Source organism: Streptomyces sp. NPDC048191 (assembly GCF_040652655.1).
In the GTDB taxonomy this organism is placed as follows: domain Bacteria; phylum Actinomycetota; class Actinomycetes; order Streptomycetales; family Streptomycetaceae; genus Streptomyces.
In genome coordinates, this window is the sequence record NZ_JBEZMO010000010.1 from 219,184 (window position 1) to 234,043 (window position 14,860).

The 14,860-nt window shown below is 71.8% G+C and carries 16 protein-coding genes and 1 pseudogene; 8 read left to right on the forward strand and 9 right to left on the reverse strand.

Annotation, left to right across the window (positions count from 1 at the left end; all coding sequences use genetic code 11):
* Positions 1-64: 64 nt before the first annotated feature.
* The 3 genes from AB0D93_RS19175 (at position 65) to AB0D93_RS19185 (ending at position 1,996) form a co-directional block, all read left to right on the forward strand.
* Positions 65-502, forward strand: a complete 438-nt coding sequence (locus tag AB0D93_RS19175) for a MarR family transcriptional regulator (RefSeq protein WP_362120734.1) — start codon at positions 65-67, stop codon at positions 500-502.
* Positions 503-581: 79 nt separating this feature from the next.
* Positions 582-1,385, forward strand: a complete 804-nt coding sequence (locus AB0D93_RS19180; protein WP_362120736.1) for an EI24 domain-containing protein — start codon at positions 582-584, stop codon at positions 1,383-1,385.
* Entirely contained in the window at positions 1,382-1,996 is a 615-nt protein-coding gene (locus AB0D93_RS19185) for a LysE family transporter (protein ID WP_362120738.1), read from the forward strand. The genes AB0D93_RS19180 and AB0D93_RS19185 overlap by 4 nt, the downstream gene beginning before the upstream one ends.
* Before the next feature lie 11 nt (positions 1,997-2,007).
* Here AB0D93_RS19185 and AB0D93_RS19190 read toward each other — a convergent pair whose 3' ends face one another.
* The gene (locus AB0D93_RS19190; RefSeq protein ID WP_362120849.1) at positions 2,008-2,148 is read right to left on the reverse strand and encodes a hypothetical protein; all 141 of its coding nucleotides are present in this window, start codon (positions 2,146-2,148) and stop codon (positions 2,008-2,010) included.
* On the opposite strand from AB0D93_RS19190, the pseudogene AB0D93_RS19195 reads away from it, so the two are divergent.
* A pseudogene (locus AB0D93_RS19195) lies at positions 2,132-2,239 on the forward strand (RidA family protein); the annotation flags it as partial. The gene AB0D93_RS19190 and the pseudogene AB0D93_RS19195 overlap by 17 nt on opposite strands.
* A gap of 16 nt (positions 2,240-2,255) precedes the next feature.
* Here the strand turns inward: AB0D93_RS19195 and AB0D93_RS19200 are convergent.
* A complete protein-coding gene (locus tag AB0D93_RS19200) occupies positions 2,256-2,822 on the reverse strand; it encodes a TetR/AcrR family transcriptional regulator (RefSeq protein ID WP_362120740.1) in 567 nt (188 codons plus the stop codon).
* A gap of 123 nt (positions 2,823-2,945) precedes the next feature.
* On the opposite strand from AB0D93_RS19200, the gene AB0D93_RS19205 reads away from it, so the two are divergent.
* Positions 2,946-5,387: a glycoside hydrolase family 3 C-terminal domain-containing protein gene (locus tag AB0D93_RS19205; RefSeq protein WP_362120742.1), complete on the forward strand. Its 2,442-nt coding sequence runs from the start codon at positions 2,946-2,948 to the stop codon at positions 5,385-5,387.
* A 131-nt stretch (positions 5,388-5,518) separates the two neighbouring features.
* Positions 5,519-6,409 carry a hypothetical protein gene (locus AB0D93_RS19210; RefSeq protein ID WP_362120744.1) on the forward strand — a complete coding sequence of 297 codons (891 nt, stop codon included), beginning with the start codon at positions 5,519-5,521 and terminating at the stop codon, positions 6,407-6,409.
* Here AB0D93_RS19210 and AB0D93_RS19215 read toward each other — a convergent pair.
* Together AB0D93_RS19215 and AB0D93_RS19220 are read right to left on the reverse strand one after the other, a co-directional pair.
* A complete protein-coding gene (locus tag AB0D93_RS19215; protein WP_362120746.1) occupies positions 6,406-7,386 on the reverse strand; it encodes an aldose epimerase family protein in 981 nt (326 codons plus the stop codon). The genes AB0D93_RS19210 and AB0D93_RS19215 overlap by 4 nt on opposite strands.
* A 26-nt stretch (positions 7,387-7,412) precedes the next feature.
* A complete protein-coding gene (locus AB0D93_RS19220) occupies positions 7,413-8,303 on the reverse strand; it encodes an SGNH/GDSL hydrolase family protein (protein ID WP_362120748.1) in 891 nt (296 codons plus the stop codon).
* 281 nt (positions 8,304-8,584) lie between these two features.
* On the opposite strand from AB0D93_RS19220, the gene AB0D93_RS19225 reads away from it, so the two are divergent.
* The gene (locus AB0D93_RS19225) at positions 8,585-9,079 is read left to right on the forward strand and encodes a DUF3145 domain-containing protein (protein ID WP_362120750.1); all 495 of its coding nucleotides are present in this window, start codon (positions 8,585-8,587) and stop codon (positions 9,077-9,079) included.
* Positions 9,080-9,140: 61 nt separating this feature from the next.
* Here AB0D93_RS19225 and AB0D93_RS19230 read toward each other — a convergent pair whose 3' ends face one another.
* From AB0D93_RS19230 to fasR, 5 genes are all read right to left on the reverse strand, one after another.
* Positions 9,141-10,412, reverse strand: coding sequence for a beta-ketoacyl-[acyl-carrier-protein] synthase family protein (locus AB0D93_RS19230; protein ID WP_362120752.1), 1,272 nt, complete (start codon positions 10,410-10,412; stop codon positions 9,141-9,143).
* Positions 10,413-10,497: 85 nt separating this feature from the next.
* On the reverse strand, positions 10,498-10,746 hold the full coding sequence (locus AB0D93_RS19235) for an acyl carrier protein (protein WP_361244522.1): 249 nt from the start codon (positions 10,744-10,746) through the stop codon (positions 10,498-10,500).
* Between the two features lie 78 nt (positions 10,747-10,824).
* Complete coding sequence (locus tag AB0D93_RS19240) at positions 10,825-11,856, reverse strand: ketoacyl-ACP synthase III (protein ID WP_362120755.1); 1,032 nt, start codon at positions 11,854-11,856, stop codon at positions 10,825-10,827.
* A gap of 10 nt (positions 11,857-11,866) precedes the next feature.
* Positions 11,867-12,799: an ACP S-malonyltransferase gene (locus AB0D93_RS19245; protein WP_362120757.1), complete on the reverse strand. Its 933-nt coding sequence runs from the start codon at positions 12,797-12,799 to the stop codon at positions 11,867-11,869.
* Between the two features lie 89 nt (positions 12,800-12,888).
* Entirely contained in the window at positions 12,889-14,106 is a 1,218-nt protein-coding gene (fasR, locus tag AB0D93_RS19250) for a fatty acid biosynthesis transcriptional regulator FasR (protein ID WP_362120759.1), read from the reverse strand.
* 96 nt (positions 14,107-14,202) lie between these two features.
* Here fasR and AB0D93_RS19255 point away from each other — a divergent pair, with 96 nt between their 5' ends.
* On the forward strand, positions 14,203-14,856 hold the full coding sequence (locus tag AB0D93_RS19255; protein ID WP_362120845.1) for a pirin family protein: 654 nt from the start codon (positions 14,203-14,205) through the stop codon (positions 14,854-14,856).
* Positions 14,857-14,860 lie beyond the last annotated feature (4 nt).

Here is a 14,860-nt window from a genome sequence, read left to right on the forward strand (position 1 = left end):
GAACCTGAAACAACCATGCGCTTCAATATTTCATGATGTCAAGTAAGCGGGTATCGTGGCAGGCATGGCCACATCACCGAAGCCCCACCGCCCCGACGCCCTGACGATGGAGGTCGTCGAACTCATCGGAGACGTGGTGGCCCGCTTCTACGCGGACTACGAGGAGGCCGCGGGCGAGCACGCGCTGACCGGACCGCAGGCCCGGCTGCTCAGCCTGCTCTCGGTGGAGCCGCTGCCGATGCGGAAACTGGCGCAGAAGCTGAAGTGCGAGCCGTCGAACGTCACGGGCATAGTGGACCGCTTGGAGAACCGGGGCCTGGTCGAGCGCCGTCCCGACCCGGACGACCGTCGGGTCAAGGTGGCCGCCGCCACCGACGAGGGCCTGGCCGTCGCCCGTGACCTGCGCGAAGGCCTCCATTTCGCCCGCGAACCCCTCGCCGGCCTCTCGGACGACGAACGCCGCTCCCTGCGCGACCTGCTGCGCCGGATGCTGACCGGCTGACCGGACGCGGGCCGGCCGCCTCGGAGTCCGGGTACCGGACGGCCGGACCGATCGGCGGACAATCGGTAAAGTGCCCGCCATGCACGATCTTGGGGCGGGATTCGGTTATCTGCTGAAGGGCCAGCGCTGGATGGCCCGGCACGGCCGCAGTTACGGCTTCGGGCTGCTGCCCGGGCTGGTCACCCTCGTCCTCTACGCGGCCGCGCTGGTCGCGCTCGCGGTGTGGGGCGAGGACGCGGTCACCTGGGCGACGCCCTTCGCGGACGACTGGTCCAGCCCCTGGCAGGGCCTGTTCCGCGGCTTCCTCACGGCCGTCCTGTTCGCCCTCGGCCTGCTGCTGGCCGTGCTGACGTTCACGGCGGTCACCCTGCTGGTCGGCCAGCCCTTCTACGAGAACCTGTCGGAGACGGTCGACGCCGACGTCTCGCCCGACGGCACCGCCCCGCGCTCGGAGCTGCCGCTCTGGCGCGAGCTGTGGATCTCGGCCCGCGACAGCCTGCGCGTCCTGGTGCGGGCCGCGCTGTGGGGGGTGCTGCTCTTCGCTCTCGGCTTCCTGCCGTTCGCCGGGCAGACCGCCGTACCCGTGATCGGCTTCTTCGTCACCGGTTTCTTCCTCACCGAGGAACTGACCGCCGTGGCCCTGCAGCGCCGGGGTGTCGAACTGCGCGCCCGGCTCGCCCTGCTCCGCTCCCGCAAGACCCTGGCCTGGGGCTTCGGTGCGCCCCTCGGCCTGGCCTTCCTGGTCCCGTTCGTCGCGGTGTTCCTGATGCCGGGCGCGGTCGCGGGCGCCACGCTCCTCGCCCGCGACCTGCTCGGCGAGGAGAACGCCGGCGACGGCTCCGCTCCCGACGGGGAGCCCCAACCGGAGGACGTCACCCCGTGACCCAGATACTCGCCGTCGGCGTCATCACGGTCCTCGCCGTCATCGCGCCCGGCGCCGACTTCGCCATGATCGTCCGCAACAGCTATCTGTACGGCCGCCGCACCGGCCTGTTCGCCGCCGCGGGCGTCGCCGCCGGCGTCCTGGTCCACGTCACCTACACCCTGCTCGGCGTCGGCCTGCTGATCGCCTCCTCCACCGCCCTGTTCACGGTGATCAAGCTGATCGGCGCGGCCTACCTCGTGTACGTCGGCATCCGCACCTACCGCACCCGCGGCGAGCTGAAGATCGACCTCGACGACCGCCGCGAGCTGACCCCGTTCGCCGCGCTGCGCACCGGCTTCCTCACCAACGTGCTCAACCCGAAGACCACCCTCTTCGTCGTCTCCACCTTCGCCCAGGTCGTCGGCCCCGACACGCCGCTCTACCGGCAGGTGGGGTACGGCCTGTTCATGTCGCTGGCCCACCTGCTGTGGTTCGGCGTGGTCGCCACGTTCTTCTCGCAGGCCCGGATGCGGGCCCTGATGCTGCGCGGGCAGAAGGTCCTCAACAAGGTCATCGGCTCGGTCCTGGCAGGCCTCGGCATCAGCCTCGCGCTCGCGCCGTCCCACTGAGCGGCGCCCGGTCAGCCCGGGATCCGTTCCGCGACGCGCGGCCGGAACCCCTGCCGCACGGCCGCGTCCAGGAGGGTGCCCTCGGGGCGTGGGCTGCCGGAGGCCCGGTCGGCGTCGGCGAGCCGGGCCGGCCGCACCGGTGCGCCGGCCACCAGCATGACCTTCGAGGTCCCGCGGCTGTTCCGCCCGGAGGCACAGGTGGAGGTGGAGGTGGAGGTCGTGGCGGCCGTACGACCCGCGTGAGGGGGAAGGGCCGGCCTCAGTCCGCCGGCTCGCCCAGCAACCGCAGGAAGTCCCTGAACGCCCCCGGCATGTCCACCGATTCCGGATCCAGGAGCCACTGGTACTGCAACCCGTCCATCACCGCGACCAGCAGCGGAGCGGTCCGCTCGGGGGTGAGCCCGTTCGGCAGCCGGTCGCCGTACTCCGCGCGCAGGACCGACGCCATGGACTCCCGCACCCGGCCGTACCGCTCGGTGAAGTACCCCCGCGCCGGATGCCCCTCCGTCACGCTCTCCCCGAGCAGCGCCGAGAAGGTCTGGATGATCGCCGGCCGCATCGCGTTGTAGTCCACCAGGGAGGCCAGCAGGTCCACCCGCCACTGCGTCGTGTCCGGCACCGCGTCCCACCGGTCCCGCTCCTGGAGCACGGCCACCAGCAGGGCGTCCTTGGTGGGGAAGTAGTGCAGCAGACCCTGCTGGGTGAGGCCGACGCGCTCGGCGACCGCGGACAGGCTCGCGCCCCGGTAACCGCGCTCGGCGATCACCTCCAGGGCCGCCCCGACGATCTCCGCGCGCCGCTCCTCGCCCCTGACCCTCGCGTTCATGCCATCAACCTACGGCATCACCCCTCCGGAAAAATAACGGCAAGATAACGAAACCTACCGCTCTACAGGTAACGGATGCACGATGGAGGACACCTGCACGGACGTCAACGAGGAGGCACCGCGATGGCGGGATCCCAGCCCACCCCGGCCGACACGGCCCGCGAGGCGGTCGTCGAGGCCGCTCTCGGCACGCTCGACCTGGAGGCCAAGACGCGGCTGCTGGCCGGTCAGGACATGTGGACCCTGCCCGCTCTGCCGGAGATCGGCCTGGGGTCCCTCGTCATGTCCGACGGCCCGATCGGCGTCCGGGGCGTGCGCTGGACCGCCGACGACCCCTCCGTGGCCCTGCCCTCGCCCACTGCGCTCGCCGCCACCTGGGACCCCGAACTCGCCCGCCGGGCCGGTGTGTTGCTGGCCCAGGAGGCCCGGCGCAAGGGCGTCCACGTACTGCTCGCGCCCACGGTCAACCTGCACCGCTCCCCGCTCGGCGGCCGGCACTTCGAGTGCTACAGCGAGGACCCGTACCTGACCGGCGTCATCGCAGCCGGTTACGTCTCCGGCGTCCAGTCCGGCGGAGTCGGCACCACGGTCAAGCACTTCGTGGCCAACGACGCCGAGACCGACCGCTTCACCGTGAACAACCTGGTCTCCGGGCGCGCCCTGCGCGAGCTGTACCTGGCACCCTTCGAGGCCGTCGTCGAGAACGCCCGTCCGTGGGGCATCATGACCGCCTACAACAGGGTCAACGGCACGACCATGACGGAGCACCACCACCTGGTCAACGAGGTCCTGCGCGGCGAATGGGGTTTCGACGGCTTCAACGTCTCCGACTGGATGGCCGCCCGGGACACGGTCGGCGCCATCGACGGCGGTCTGGACGTGGCCATGCCCGGACCGCGGACCGTCTACGGCGCCGCCCTCGCCGAGGCCGTGCGGGACGGCAGGGTCGCCGAGGCCACCGTCGACGCCGCCGTACGGCGCGTGCTGCGGCTGGCGGCCCGCGTCGGCGTCCTGGAGGGTGCCGAACCCGTCGTACCCGAACCCCCGGCCCCGGTCGACGGCGAGGCGCTGGCCCGCGAGATCGCCCGCCGCTCCTTCGTCCTCGTCCGCAACGAGAACGCCGCACTGCCGCTGCGGCCGAACGGCACGGTGGCGCTGATCGGCGCCGCCGCCCGTGACGCCCGTGTGCTCGGCGGCGGCTCCGCGACCGTCTTCCCGGCCCGGATCGTCTCCCCGCTCGACGGCCTCACCGCCGCCCTCCCCGAGGGCGCGCTCAGCTATGCCGTCGGCGCCGACCCCGCCACCGAACTCGCGGTCGCCGACCGGGGGTTCGCCCTCAGGGCCGTCTGCCGCGACGCCGCCGGCAACGTGATCGGCACCCGCTCCGCCCCGAACGGACTGATCCAGTGGATGGGCTCGGACCTCCCCGACGGCGTCACCCACGACACCCTGCACACCGTCGAGCTGACCGGCACCTTCATCCCGCGGGCGACCGGCCCGCACACCTTCGGCATCAAGGGCATGGGCGCCTTCACCCTCACCCTCGACGGCACCACGTACTTCGACGACGTCCAGCGCCCCGGCAAGGACGACCCCTTCGAGGCCTTCTTCGGCGCCCCCGTGCCCCGCGCCCAGGCCGAACTCACCGCCGGCGAACCGGTCGACGTCTCCCTGACCCACGTCGTCCGGCTCCCCGACGACGTCCCGATGAAGGTCGTCACCTTCGCCCTCGCCCACAGCGAGCCGCAGCGCGACGCCGACGAACTGATCGCCGAGGCCGCCCGGACGGCCCGGAACGCCGACACGGCCGTCGTCGTGGTCGCCACCACCGACCGCGTCGAGTCCGAGGGTTTCGACCGTACGGACCTCGGGCTCCCCGGCCGCCAGGACGACCTGGTCCGCGCGGTCGCCGCCGCCAACCCGAACACCGTGGTCGTCGTCAACTCCGGCTCCCCGGTGGAACTGCCCTGGCGCGAGGAGGTCGCCGCCGTCCTGCTCGGCTGGTTCCCCGGCCAGGAGGGTGGTGCCGCCCTCGCCGACGTCCTCACCGGCACCCATGAGCCCGGCGGCCGGCTCCCCACCACCTGGGGCTCCCTCGCCGACGCCCCGGTCACCCGGGTCACCCCGGCCGACGGCGAACTGCCCTACACCGAGGGTGTGTTCATCGGCCACCGCGCCTGGGAGAAGGCCGGCCGGACCCCGGCCTACCCGTTCGGGCACGGCCTCGGCTACACCGACTGGGCCTACGAGTCCCTGGACGTCGAAGCCACCACCGCGCGCATCCGCCTGCGCAACACCGGCGAGCGGCCCGGGCGCGAGGTCGTCCAGGTTTACGTCTCCCCGGCCGCGCCCGACCCCGAGCGCCCGGCCCGGCAGCTCGCCGGCTTCGCCTCCGTCGAGGCCGGTCCCGGCGAGAGCGCCGAGGTGACCGTCGCCCTCCCGCGCCGTGCCTTCGAGGTCTGGGACGAGAAGGCGAACGCGTGGGCGTTTGTGAAGGGTTCGTACGAGATCGCTGCCGGACGCTCGATCACGGACCGCAGGCTCACCGCGCCGATTAACGTCTGATCCGGGACAAGTCCCCCACGAGCAGCCCCGGTCCGGGACCTGACCCCTGGACCGGGGCTCGTCGTCTGCCGGTACGTATAGACTCCCGGCCCGCGAACACCGGAACACACCGGGCACGGGGGAGAGACGACGTGTATCCAGGCCAGCAGCAACAGCCGGGCCCGTACGGGCAGCAGCCACCGCCGGCCCCCTACGGGCAGCAGCCACCACCGGGCCCGTACGGGCAGCCACCGCAGTACCCACAGCCGTACCCGCAACAGCCCTACGCGCCGCAGCAGCCGTATCCGCCCCAGCAGTCCGCCCAGCCGCCCGCGCAGCACCTGGGCGAGGGCCGGATGCGGCTGGACCCCAGCCTCACCCCGGCCCAGCGGGAGCTGGCGCTGAGGATCCAGGCCAAGTCCAAGCCCATGGCCTACGGCATGGTCCTCGGCATCCCGCTCACCTTCGGCGGCGCCCACTACGGCATCACCCAACAACCCCTCGGATTCGTCGCGGCCCTCGCCGGACTGGGCCTGCTGGCCTTCGGTGTCTTCTCGCTGCTGCAGATGCAAGCACTCAAGCGGCAGCTGCGCCTGATCACGGCGGACGCCTGGCGTTCCCCGGCCGCGCATCTGCCCGGCGCCCGCAAGGCCGCCACCCAGGCCGCCTATCTCAACGGCCTGCTGGTCCTGCTCTCCCTCGCCGCGACGGGCTACCTGCTCTACAAGGGCGCGGGCTGGGGCGCGTACGGCAACTCCCTCGGCTTCGGCGCCCTGACGCTCGCCGCCGCCCTGCCCTTCGGGATGGCGCTGGCCGCCGCGACGACCGTCCCGCAGCTGCTCCAGGTGATCCCGGCCGGGGCGAAGGTGGGGCGGAGCCTGTACTCGATCATCTTCGTGCTGGCGACGACCGTGACGGGTGAGGGCATCAAGGGCCACGACGCCGGTGCGGTCGCGGGCGGTGTCGCGACCCTGCTGATCTGCGGCGGCGCGATGTCCCTGCTGGGCAAGGCGGCGAAGCGGATGCGGGGCGAGACCCCCTAGCGGACCCCGAACGCGTACACCGTCTCCGACCGGAAGACCTCCCCCGGCCGCAGCACCGTGCTCGGAAAGCCCGGACGGTTCGGGGAGTCCGGGAAGTGCTGGGTCTCCAGGGCGATGCCGTCGCCCGGGGCGAACGGGTCGGACAGGTGGCCGGCGGTGTACAGCTGGAGGCCCGGCTCGGTCGTCGCCACGGTCAGGGTCCGGCCGGAGGCCGGGTCGTGCAGCTCGGCGACCTCCTCCGGGACGTCGGTCACGCCCTTGTCCAGGACGAAGTTGTGGTCGTAGCCGGAGCCGACCTTGCGGGAGGCGCGGAAGTCGAACCCGGATCCCGTCACGTCCTGGAGAGTGCCCGTCGGGATCAGGTCCGCGTCGACCGGCGTGAAGCGGGAGGCGGCGAGCCGCAGTTCGTGACCGCCCGCGTGGCCCGAGCCGGCCAGGTTGAAGTAGCTGTGGTTGGTGAGGTTGATCACCGTCGGCGCGTCGGTGACCGCCTCGTAGGCGATCCGCAGCGCACCGGAGGCGTCCAGCGAGTACGTCGCCGACACCTCGACCCGGCCCGGAAAGCCCTCCTCGCCGTGCGGGCTCACCCGGCGCAGCCGCACCCCGTGCGCCCCGTCCTCGAGGGGTTCCGCCTCCCACACCCGCTTGTCGAAGCCGAGTGCGCCGCCGTGCAGGGAGTTCGGGCCGCTGTTCCGCTCCAGGGCGTAGACGGCACCGTCCAGCGGGAAGCGGGCATGCGCGATCCGGTTGGCATACCGGCCGACCAGGGCGCCGAAGTAGGGCTCCGGGTGTGCGAGATAACCGTCCAGGCCGGCGAAGCCCAGCACCACGTCGGCCGTCCGGCCCTCCCGGTCCGGCACCTCGACGGACCGCACGATCCCGCCGTACGTCAGGACCTCCACCCGTGTCCCGGCGCGCTCCAGCGTCCAGCGGTGGACCTCGGTACCGTCGGAAAGTGTGCCAAAAAGTTCGCTCATGTGGAAAACAGTAGGCGATCGGTGCCTCACGCAACCGGATGGGCCGCCGTGATCGTCCGGTACGCGATCGACGCGAGCCGGGCCTGGCCGTCCCTGCTGGGGTGGAACCAGTCCCAGTGGCTGAGCTGGTCGGTGCCGAAGCGGTAGTCGTAGACCGCGTTGCCGTCGAAGCGGCAGCGGCTGTCCTTGGCGCAGACCTCCTTCAGCACCTGGTTGTACTCCACCACCCGCTGCTGCACCCGGTCCCGGCGCACCACGGCCGCGCTGGTCAGGTCGTCCGCGTCGGACAGCATCGACGGACAGATGCCGAGCTTCCACACCTCCTTGCCCAGCGGACTGGCCCGCCCCTGCGACCACAGCCGCTTCAGGTTCGGCACGCTCGCCACGTACACCTGCGTCCTCGGCCGGCTTTCGCGCAGCGTGCGCAGCGCCTCCTCGAAGTCGGCACGGAAGTCGGCCACCGGGGTCATCGCCGACGCCGAGGCCCGGCAGGCGTCGTTCGCGCCCACCATCACCGTCACCAACTCCGGGTCGCGCCGAGCCGCCTGGGACATCTGCTCCGGCAGATCCGCCATCCGGGCGCCGGTCACCGCGTAGTTCCAGCTGCGCTCCGCCGCGCCCGCGGCCCCGAGCAGCCGCACCGCCAGGCTGTCGACCCGCGAGTCGCTGCCCGTGGCCCAGGACACCTCGGGGCAGTCCGACAGCACCGTGCACGCGTCGAAGCCGCGCGTGATGGAGTCACCGACCGCGGCGATCGAGTCCGGGCTGCGGTTCCACAGCGGCGCGGGTCTGACGGCGCGCGCCTTGGTGCCCCCGGGTGCGGGTGAACCGCCCCCGGCGTCGCATCCGGCGACGCCCAGCACGGCGGCCGCCATGACGGCGAGAGCGACCCGCGCACGGCTGCTTCGCTTCCGCATCCCCTGGTGATCCCCTCGTCGTCGGACCCGGGCGTCGTCGAATCCGGTGTTTGCGGTGCTCCCTCCCATAACAACGTGCGAGGGTTCCCGACCGGGCACCTTGGAACGGAGCACCCCCGTACAAGCGTCCCCCTGGGTGAATGGCGGAGGTTTCCTGGCGCCGGGACCGACGGTACGTCACACTCCTTGCACCGCCGCAGGGTAGCCTCGCCATCAACGCGGCCGTCGTGCCACAGCCGCCAGCCAGCCAGCAAGATGTCCCGCTCTGCCCGGAGGTTCCGGTGACGACACGTGGAGTTCTGTACGTGCACTCCGCGCCGCGCGCGCTGTGCCCGCACGTCGAGTGGGCCGTCGCCGGGGTGCTCGGCACGCGCGTCAGCCTCGACTGGATCCGGCAGCCCGCGGCCCCCGGCACCTGGCGCTCGGAGTTCTCCTGGCAGGGCGAGGCCGGTACGGCCTCCAAGCTCGCCTCCGCGCTGCGCGGCTGGCACCTCCTGCGCTTCGAGGTCACCGCCGAGCCCTGCCCGACCGCCGAGGGGGAGCGCTACAGCTGCACCCCCGAGCTCGGCATCTTCCACGCCGTCACCGGCATCCACGGCGACATCCTCATCCCCGAGGACCGTCTGCGCGCGGCGCTGACACGGTCTCAGCGCGGGGAGACCGACCTGGAAGCAGAGATCGCGAAGCTCCTCGGGAAGCCCTGGGACGACGAGCTGGAGCCCTTCAGGTACGCCGGCGAAGGTGCCCCGGTCCGCTGGCTGCACCAGGTGGTGTGAGTTTCTCATCCGGACGTGCGCGAGGGCCCCTGCCGGTCGGCAGGGGCCCTCGCGCACGTTCTCAGACGGTCCGGAACGCCAGGACGACGTTGTGTCCGCCGAAGCCGAACGAGTCGTTCAGTGCGGCGATGCGGCCCTCGACGGGCAGCTTGCGGGCCTCGCCCCGGACGACGTCGGCGTTGGCCTCCGCCTCGGGGTCGATGTTCTCCACGTTGATCGTCGGCGGCGCCACCCGGTTGTACAGCGCGAGCACGGCCGCGACCGACTCCACGCCGCCCGCGCCACCGAGGAGGTGACCGGTCATCGACTTCGTCGCGGAGACCGCCATGTGGTCCGCGTCGTCGCCGAACACCTTCCGCAGCGCCTTCAGCTCGGCGATGTCACCGGCCGGCGTCGACGTGGCGTGCGCGTTGACGTGCACGATCTCGGACGGGTCCAGGTCGGTGTTGTCCAGCAGGTTCTGCAGCGCGTGCGAGATGCCGCGGCCCTCGGGCTCCGGCTGCACGATGTCGTGGCTGTCGGCGGAGATGCCCTGCCCGACAGCCTCCGCGTACACCCGCGCCCCGCGCTTCGCGGCGTGCTCGGCGGACTCCAGGACGATCACGCCGGCGCCCTCACCGAGGACGAAGCCGTCGCGGTCGACGTCGTAGGGACGCGAGGCACCCTGCGGGTTCTCGTTGTTCTTGGACATCGCCATCATGTTGCCGAACGCGGCGATCGGCAGCGGGTGGATGGCCGCCTCCGTACCGCCGGCGACGACGACGTCGGCGCGGCCGGTACGGATCATCTCGATGGCGTAGCCGATGGCCTCGGCGCCCGAGGCGCACGCGGAGACCGGCGTGTGCACGCCCGCCCGGGCGCCCACGAGCAGGCCCACGTTGGCCGAGGGGCTGTTCGGCATCAGCATGGGGACGGTGTGCGGGGAGACGCGGCGCACGCCCTTCTCCCTGAGCACGTCGTACTGGTCGAGCAGTGTGGTCACGCCGCCGATGCCGGAGGCGATGACGGCGCCCAGCCGGTCCGGGTCGATGCTGCCGTCCTCGCCGGCCTTGCCGGTGAAGCCCGCGTCCTTCCAGGCCTCCTGAGCGGCGATCAGCGCGAACTGCGCGGAACGGTCCAGCTTGCGGGCCTGCGGCCGCGGGATGACCTCGGTCGGCTCGACGGCGACCGGGGCCGCGATCTTGACGGCCTGCTCGGCCGCCCAGTCCTGCTCCAGGGGCCGCACACCGGACTTGCCGGCGATCAGACCCTCCCAGGTAGAGGCTGCGTCGCCACCCAGCGGTGTGGTTGCGCCGATACCGGTGACGACCACGGTGCGATTGGTCGGGCTCACGGGAATTCTTTCTCCAACGGATGCGGGATTCTACGGCGCCACCGCCGGGTGGCGGGGCCTTGCAGCCTGGGACCTAAGGGGTGACTCAGGCCTGGTGCTTGAGGATGTAGTCGGTCGCGTCACCGACGGTCTTGAGGTTCTTGACGTCCTCGTCGGGGATCTTCACGTCGAAGCGCTCCTCGGCGGCGACGACGACCTCGACCATGGACAGCGAGTCGACGTCCAGGTCGTCGGTGAAGGACTTGTCCAACTGGACGTCCTCAACCGGGATGCCAGCGATCTCGTTGACGATATCGGCGAGACCCTTGACGATCTCTTCCTGAGTGGCGGCCATGTTGGCGCTCCTTCTTGATGTTCAGACGGTTTGTGGCGATTGCTTCCGTGCCCGATCACAAGATCCGGCACGGAGTGCCTAGGGGAGGGTAACGACCGTGGCGGCGTAGACGAGACCCGCCCCGAATCCGATGACGAGCGCGGTGTCACCGCTCTTCGCCTCCCCGGTCGCCAGGAGCCGCTCCATCGCGAGCGGAATCGAGGCGGCCGAGGTGTTGCCGGTGGTACGGATGTCCCGGGCGACCGTGACATGCTCCGGCAGCTTGAGAGTCTTCACCATCGAGTCGATGATCCGCACATTGGCCTGGTGCGGGATGAAGACGTCCAGGTCGTCCGGGCTGATCCCGGCCGCGTCCAGCGCCTGCTGGGCGACCTTCGCCATCTCGAACACGGCCCAGCGGAACACCGCCTGGCCCTCCTGCGTGATCGCGGGGAACTTGACGTTGCCCTCGCTGTCCAGGGGCAGCGCACCGAGGTCGCCGACCCTGAACCGGTCCCAGGGGACGGTCTGCTTGATCGTCTCGGCCTTGTCGCCCTCGGAACCCCACACGGTCGGGCCGATCGCCGGCTCCTTCGAGGGGCCGACGACGACCGCGCCGGCGCCGTCGCCGAACAGGAAGGCCGTGGCCCGGTCCTCCAGGTCCGTCAGGTCGCTGAGCCGCTCCACGCCGATGACGAGGACGTACTCGGCGGAACCTTCCACCACCATGCCCTTGGCGAGGGTCAGGCCGTAGCCGAAGCCCGCGCAGCCGGCCGAGATGTCGAAGGCGGCGGCCTTGTCCGTGCCCAGCTTGTCGGCGATCTCGGTCGCGACGGCCGGGGTCTGGCTGAAGTGCGAGACCGTCGAGACGACCACGGCACCGATCTGCTCGGCGCCGATACCTGCATCCGCGATCGCCTTGCCGGCCGCCTCGACCGACATCGCGGCCACGGTCTCGTCGGGACCGGCCCAGTGCCGGGTCTCGATGCCGGACCGCGAGCGGATCCACTCGTCGGACGAGTCGATCTTCTCCAGGATCACCTCGTTGGGCACCACCCGCGTCGGCCGGTAGCCGCCGACACCGAGGATGCGCGCATACGGGGCGCCCTTGCTGGGCTTGATCTTTGCCATGTACGGCTCCTTAGGCACCGGCGCCGGCGTGCTCTGCGATGAGCTCGCGGGCCGCGTCGAGATCGTCGGGGGTCTTCAGGGCCAGCGTCTTGACGCCGGGCAGCGCCCGCTTGGCCAGGCCGGTCAGCGTGCCGCCCGGGCACACCTCGATGAGCGCGGTGACGCCCAGCTCCTTGAAGGTCTCCATGCACAGGTCCCAGCGCACCGGGTTGGCGACCTGGCCGACCAGCCGCTCCAGCACCTCGGTGCCCGTCGCGACGGCCCGGCCGTCCTTGTTCGAGACGTAACGGACCTTCGGGTCGGCCGGCGTCAGCTCCGCGGCGGCCTTGGCCAGCGTCTCCACCGCGGGAGCCATGTGGTGGGTGTGGAAGGCGCCGGCGACCTTCAGCGCGACGACCTTGCGGACGCCCTCGGGCTTGTCCTCGTTCAGCGCGGCCAGTTGCTCCAGGGTGCCCGCGGCGACGATCTGACCGGCGCCGTTGATGTTCGCCGGGGTCAGGCCGAGCTTCTCCAGGTGCGCCACGGAGACCTCGGGGTCGCCGCCGAGCAGCGCCGCCATGCCGGTCTCGGTGATCGCGGCGGCCTCGGCCATCGCCAGACCCCGCTTGCGGACCAGGCCGAGCGCGGCACTGTCGTCCAGGACGCCCGCGAAGGCGGCGGCGGTGAACTCACCGACGCTGTGACCGGCGACGGCCACCGGCGCGATCTCGGTCACGTCACCGAGTGCCGCGCCGGACAGGATCCCGGCGGCGACCAGCAGCGGCTGGGCCACCGCGGTGTCGCGGATGGCGTCGGCGTCGGCCTGGGTGCCGTAGTGGACCAGGTCCAGTCCGATGGCCTGCGACCACGCGGCGACGCGGTCGGCGGCACCGGGGAGGTCGAGCCAGGGAGTCAGGAAGCCGGGCGTCTGGGCGCCCTGGCCGGGAGCGACGAGTACGAGCACTCTCACACTCTCTCTTGGGGACGGCCAGGGCCGCCCGTGAGGACAGGGACGAAGAACACGAAGGGCTTTTGTGGGCCCCCGACAAAACTCTATGCGGGGGCCTCGCCGTCGACCAGACGCCCCAGGATGAGCGCGATCCGCAGCGTGAACGCGGATCGTACATCCGAAGGTGACCATCCGGTGACGTCAGTCACACGTCGGAGCCGGTAGCGCACGGTGTTCGGGTGAACGAAGAGCATCCGAGCCGCGCCTTCGAGACTGCTCGCCTGCTCGAGATAGACACTCAGGGTTTCCAGCAGCGCGGAACCCGCTTCCTCCAGCGGTCTGTAGATCTCCTCCACCAACTGCTCGCGGGCGCCCGGATCACCGGCGATCGCGCGTTCCGGCAGCAGATCGTCCGCCAGCACCGGCCGCGGCGCGTCCTGCCAGGCGGAACACGCCTTCAGGCCCGCGGCGGCGGCCTGCGCGGAGCGGGTGGCGGCCAGCAGGTCCGGTACGACGGGCCCGGCGACGACCGGCCCGGCGGCAAAGGGCCCGATCAGCGACTTGGCGACGGCGAGCGGGTTGTTGCTGCCGCCGGCGATGACGACGAGCCGGTCCCCCAGAACCCCGGTGAGCACCTGCAGCTTGGCGTGCCGGGCGGCCCGCCGGATGGCCTCGACGGTCAGCTCGCTGTCGCCGTCGGGCGCGGTCCCCAGCACGACGCACACGTGCTCGGGAGAGTTCCAGCCGAGCGCGGCGGCCCGGCTGACGGCGCCTTCGTCCGCCTCCCCGCTCAGCACGGCGTTGACGACCAGCGACTCCAGCCGCGCGTCCCAGGCACCGCGTGCCTCGGCGGCCTGTGCGTACACCTGGGCGGTGGCGAAGGCGATCTCCCGCGCGTACACGAGCAGCGCCTCCCGCAGCACGCTTTCGTCACCCGGCGCCGCGACCTCGTCGATCGCGCTCTCCATGACCTCGATGGTGGTCCGCACCATCTCCACGGTCTGCCGCAGCGTGATGGCCCGGGTCAGCTCGCGCGGCGCGGTCCCGAAGACGTCGGTGGAGATCGCCTGCGGGGCGTCCGGGTGCCGGAACCACTCGGTGAAGGCGGCGATGCCCGCCTGAGCCACGAGCCCGATCCAGGAACGGTTCTCCGGGGGCATGGCCCGGTACCACGGCAGGGTCTCGTCCATCCGCGCGATGGCCTGAGCGGCGAGCGACCCGGAGGACTTCTCCAGCCGCTTCAGGGTCGCGGCGTGCGGGTGGACGTCGTGTGCGTGGGGACCGGCGTGCGGATCACTGCTGCGGGATTCGGGTTCGGGCACGGGGACAAGACTGCCTTATCCGGACGCCGGCGTGCGCCGCCGGGTCGGGGGTGCGGGCGCCGCGTGGCCCGCGGCCGGTCTACGGTGGTGCGCGTGATGGACGTACGGCGCGCGGGTGAGCGCTATCCAGGGGGCGATGCGGAGTCCGGGATCGAGTCGTGGCACGCCTTTTCCTTCGGGCCGCACTACGACCCCGACAACCTGCGGTTCGGCGCGCTGATCGCCTGCAACGAGGAGCGGCTGGCACCCGGTGCCGGATTCGGCGAACACCCGCACAGCCACACCGAGATCGTCACGTGGGTCGTGGAGGGCGAGCTGACCCACCGCGACTCCACCGGCCACGAGACCCGGGTACGCCCCGGCGACGTGCAACGGCTCAGCTCGGCGGCGGGCGTCCGGCACGTGGAGCGCAACGACGGGTCGTCGCCCCTCACCTTCGTCCAGATGTGGCTCGCCCCGCGGGACCCCGGCGGGGAGCCGTCGTACGAGATCATCCCGGGGGTGGCCGACGCCACGCCGTACGCCGTCCCCGAGGCCGGCGCGATGCTGCACGTACGGCGGCTGGGGGCGGGGGAGCGGACGGCGGTGCCCGCGGCGGCGTACGTGTACGTGCACGTGGTGCGGGGCGCCGTCCGGCTGGGGGAGGAACGGCTGGGCGCGGGGGACTCGGCGCGGATCACCGGGGCGGAGGGCCTGGCGGCGGTGGCGGTCACGTCGGCCGAGGTGCTGCTGTGGGAGATGGCGGCGTAGCGGG

Coding starts and splice junctions, on each gene's coding strand:
- AB0D93_RS19255 (WP_362120845.1), top strand. CDS start 14,203: ATGGACGTACGGCGCGCGGGTGAGCGCTATCCAGGGGGCGATGCGGAG.
- AB0D93_RS19220 (WP_362120748.1), bottom strand. CDS start 8,303: ATGCGGAAGCGAAGCAGCCGTGCGCGGGTCGCTCTCGCCGTCATGGCG.
- AB0D93_RS19205 (WP_362120742.1), top strand. CDS start 2,946: ATGGCGGGATCCCAGCCCACCCCGGCCGACACGGCCCGCGAGGCGGTC.
- AB0D93_RS19175 (WP_362120734.1), top strand. CDS start 65: ATGGCCACATCACCGAAGCCCCACCGCCCCGACGCCCTGACGATGGAG.
- AB0D93_RS19200 (WP_362120740.1), bottom strand. CDS start 2,822: ATGAACGCGAGGGTCAGGGGCGAGGAGCGGCGCGCGGAGATCGTCGGG.
- AB0D93_RS19235 (WP_361244522.1), bottom strand. CDS start 10,746: ATGGCCGCCACTCAGGAAGAGATCGTCAAGGGTCTCGCCGATATCGTC.
- AB0D93_RS19215 (WP_362120746.1), bottom strand. CDS start 7,386: ATGAGCGAACTTTTTGGCACACTTTCCGACGGTACCGAGGTCCACCGC.
- AB0D93_RS19240 (WP_362120755.1), bottom strand. CDS start 11,856: ATGGCAAAGATCAAGCCCAGCAAGGGCGCCCCGTATGCGCGCATCCTC.
- AB0D93_RS19180 (WP_362120736.1), top strand. CDS start 582: ATGCACGATCTTGGGGCGGGATTCGGTTATCTGCTGAAGGGCCAGCGC.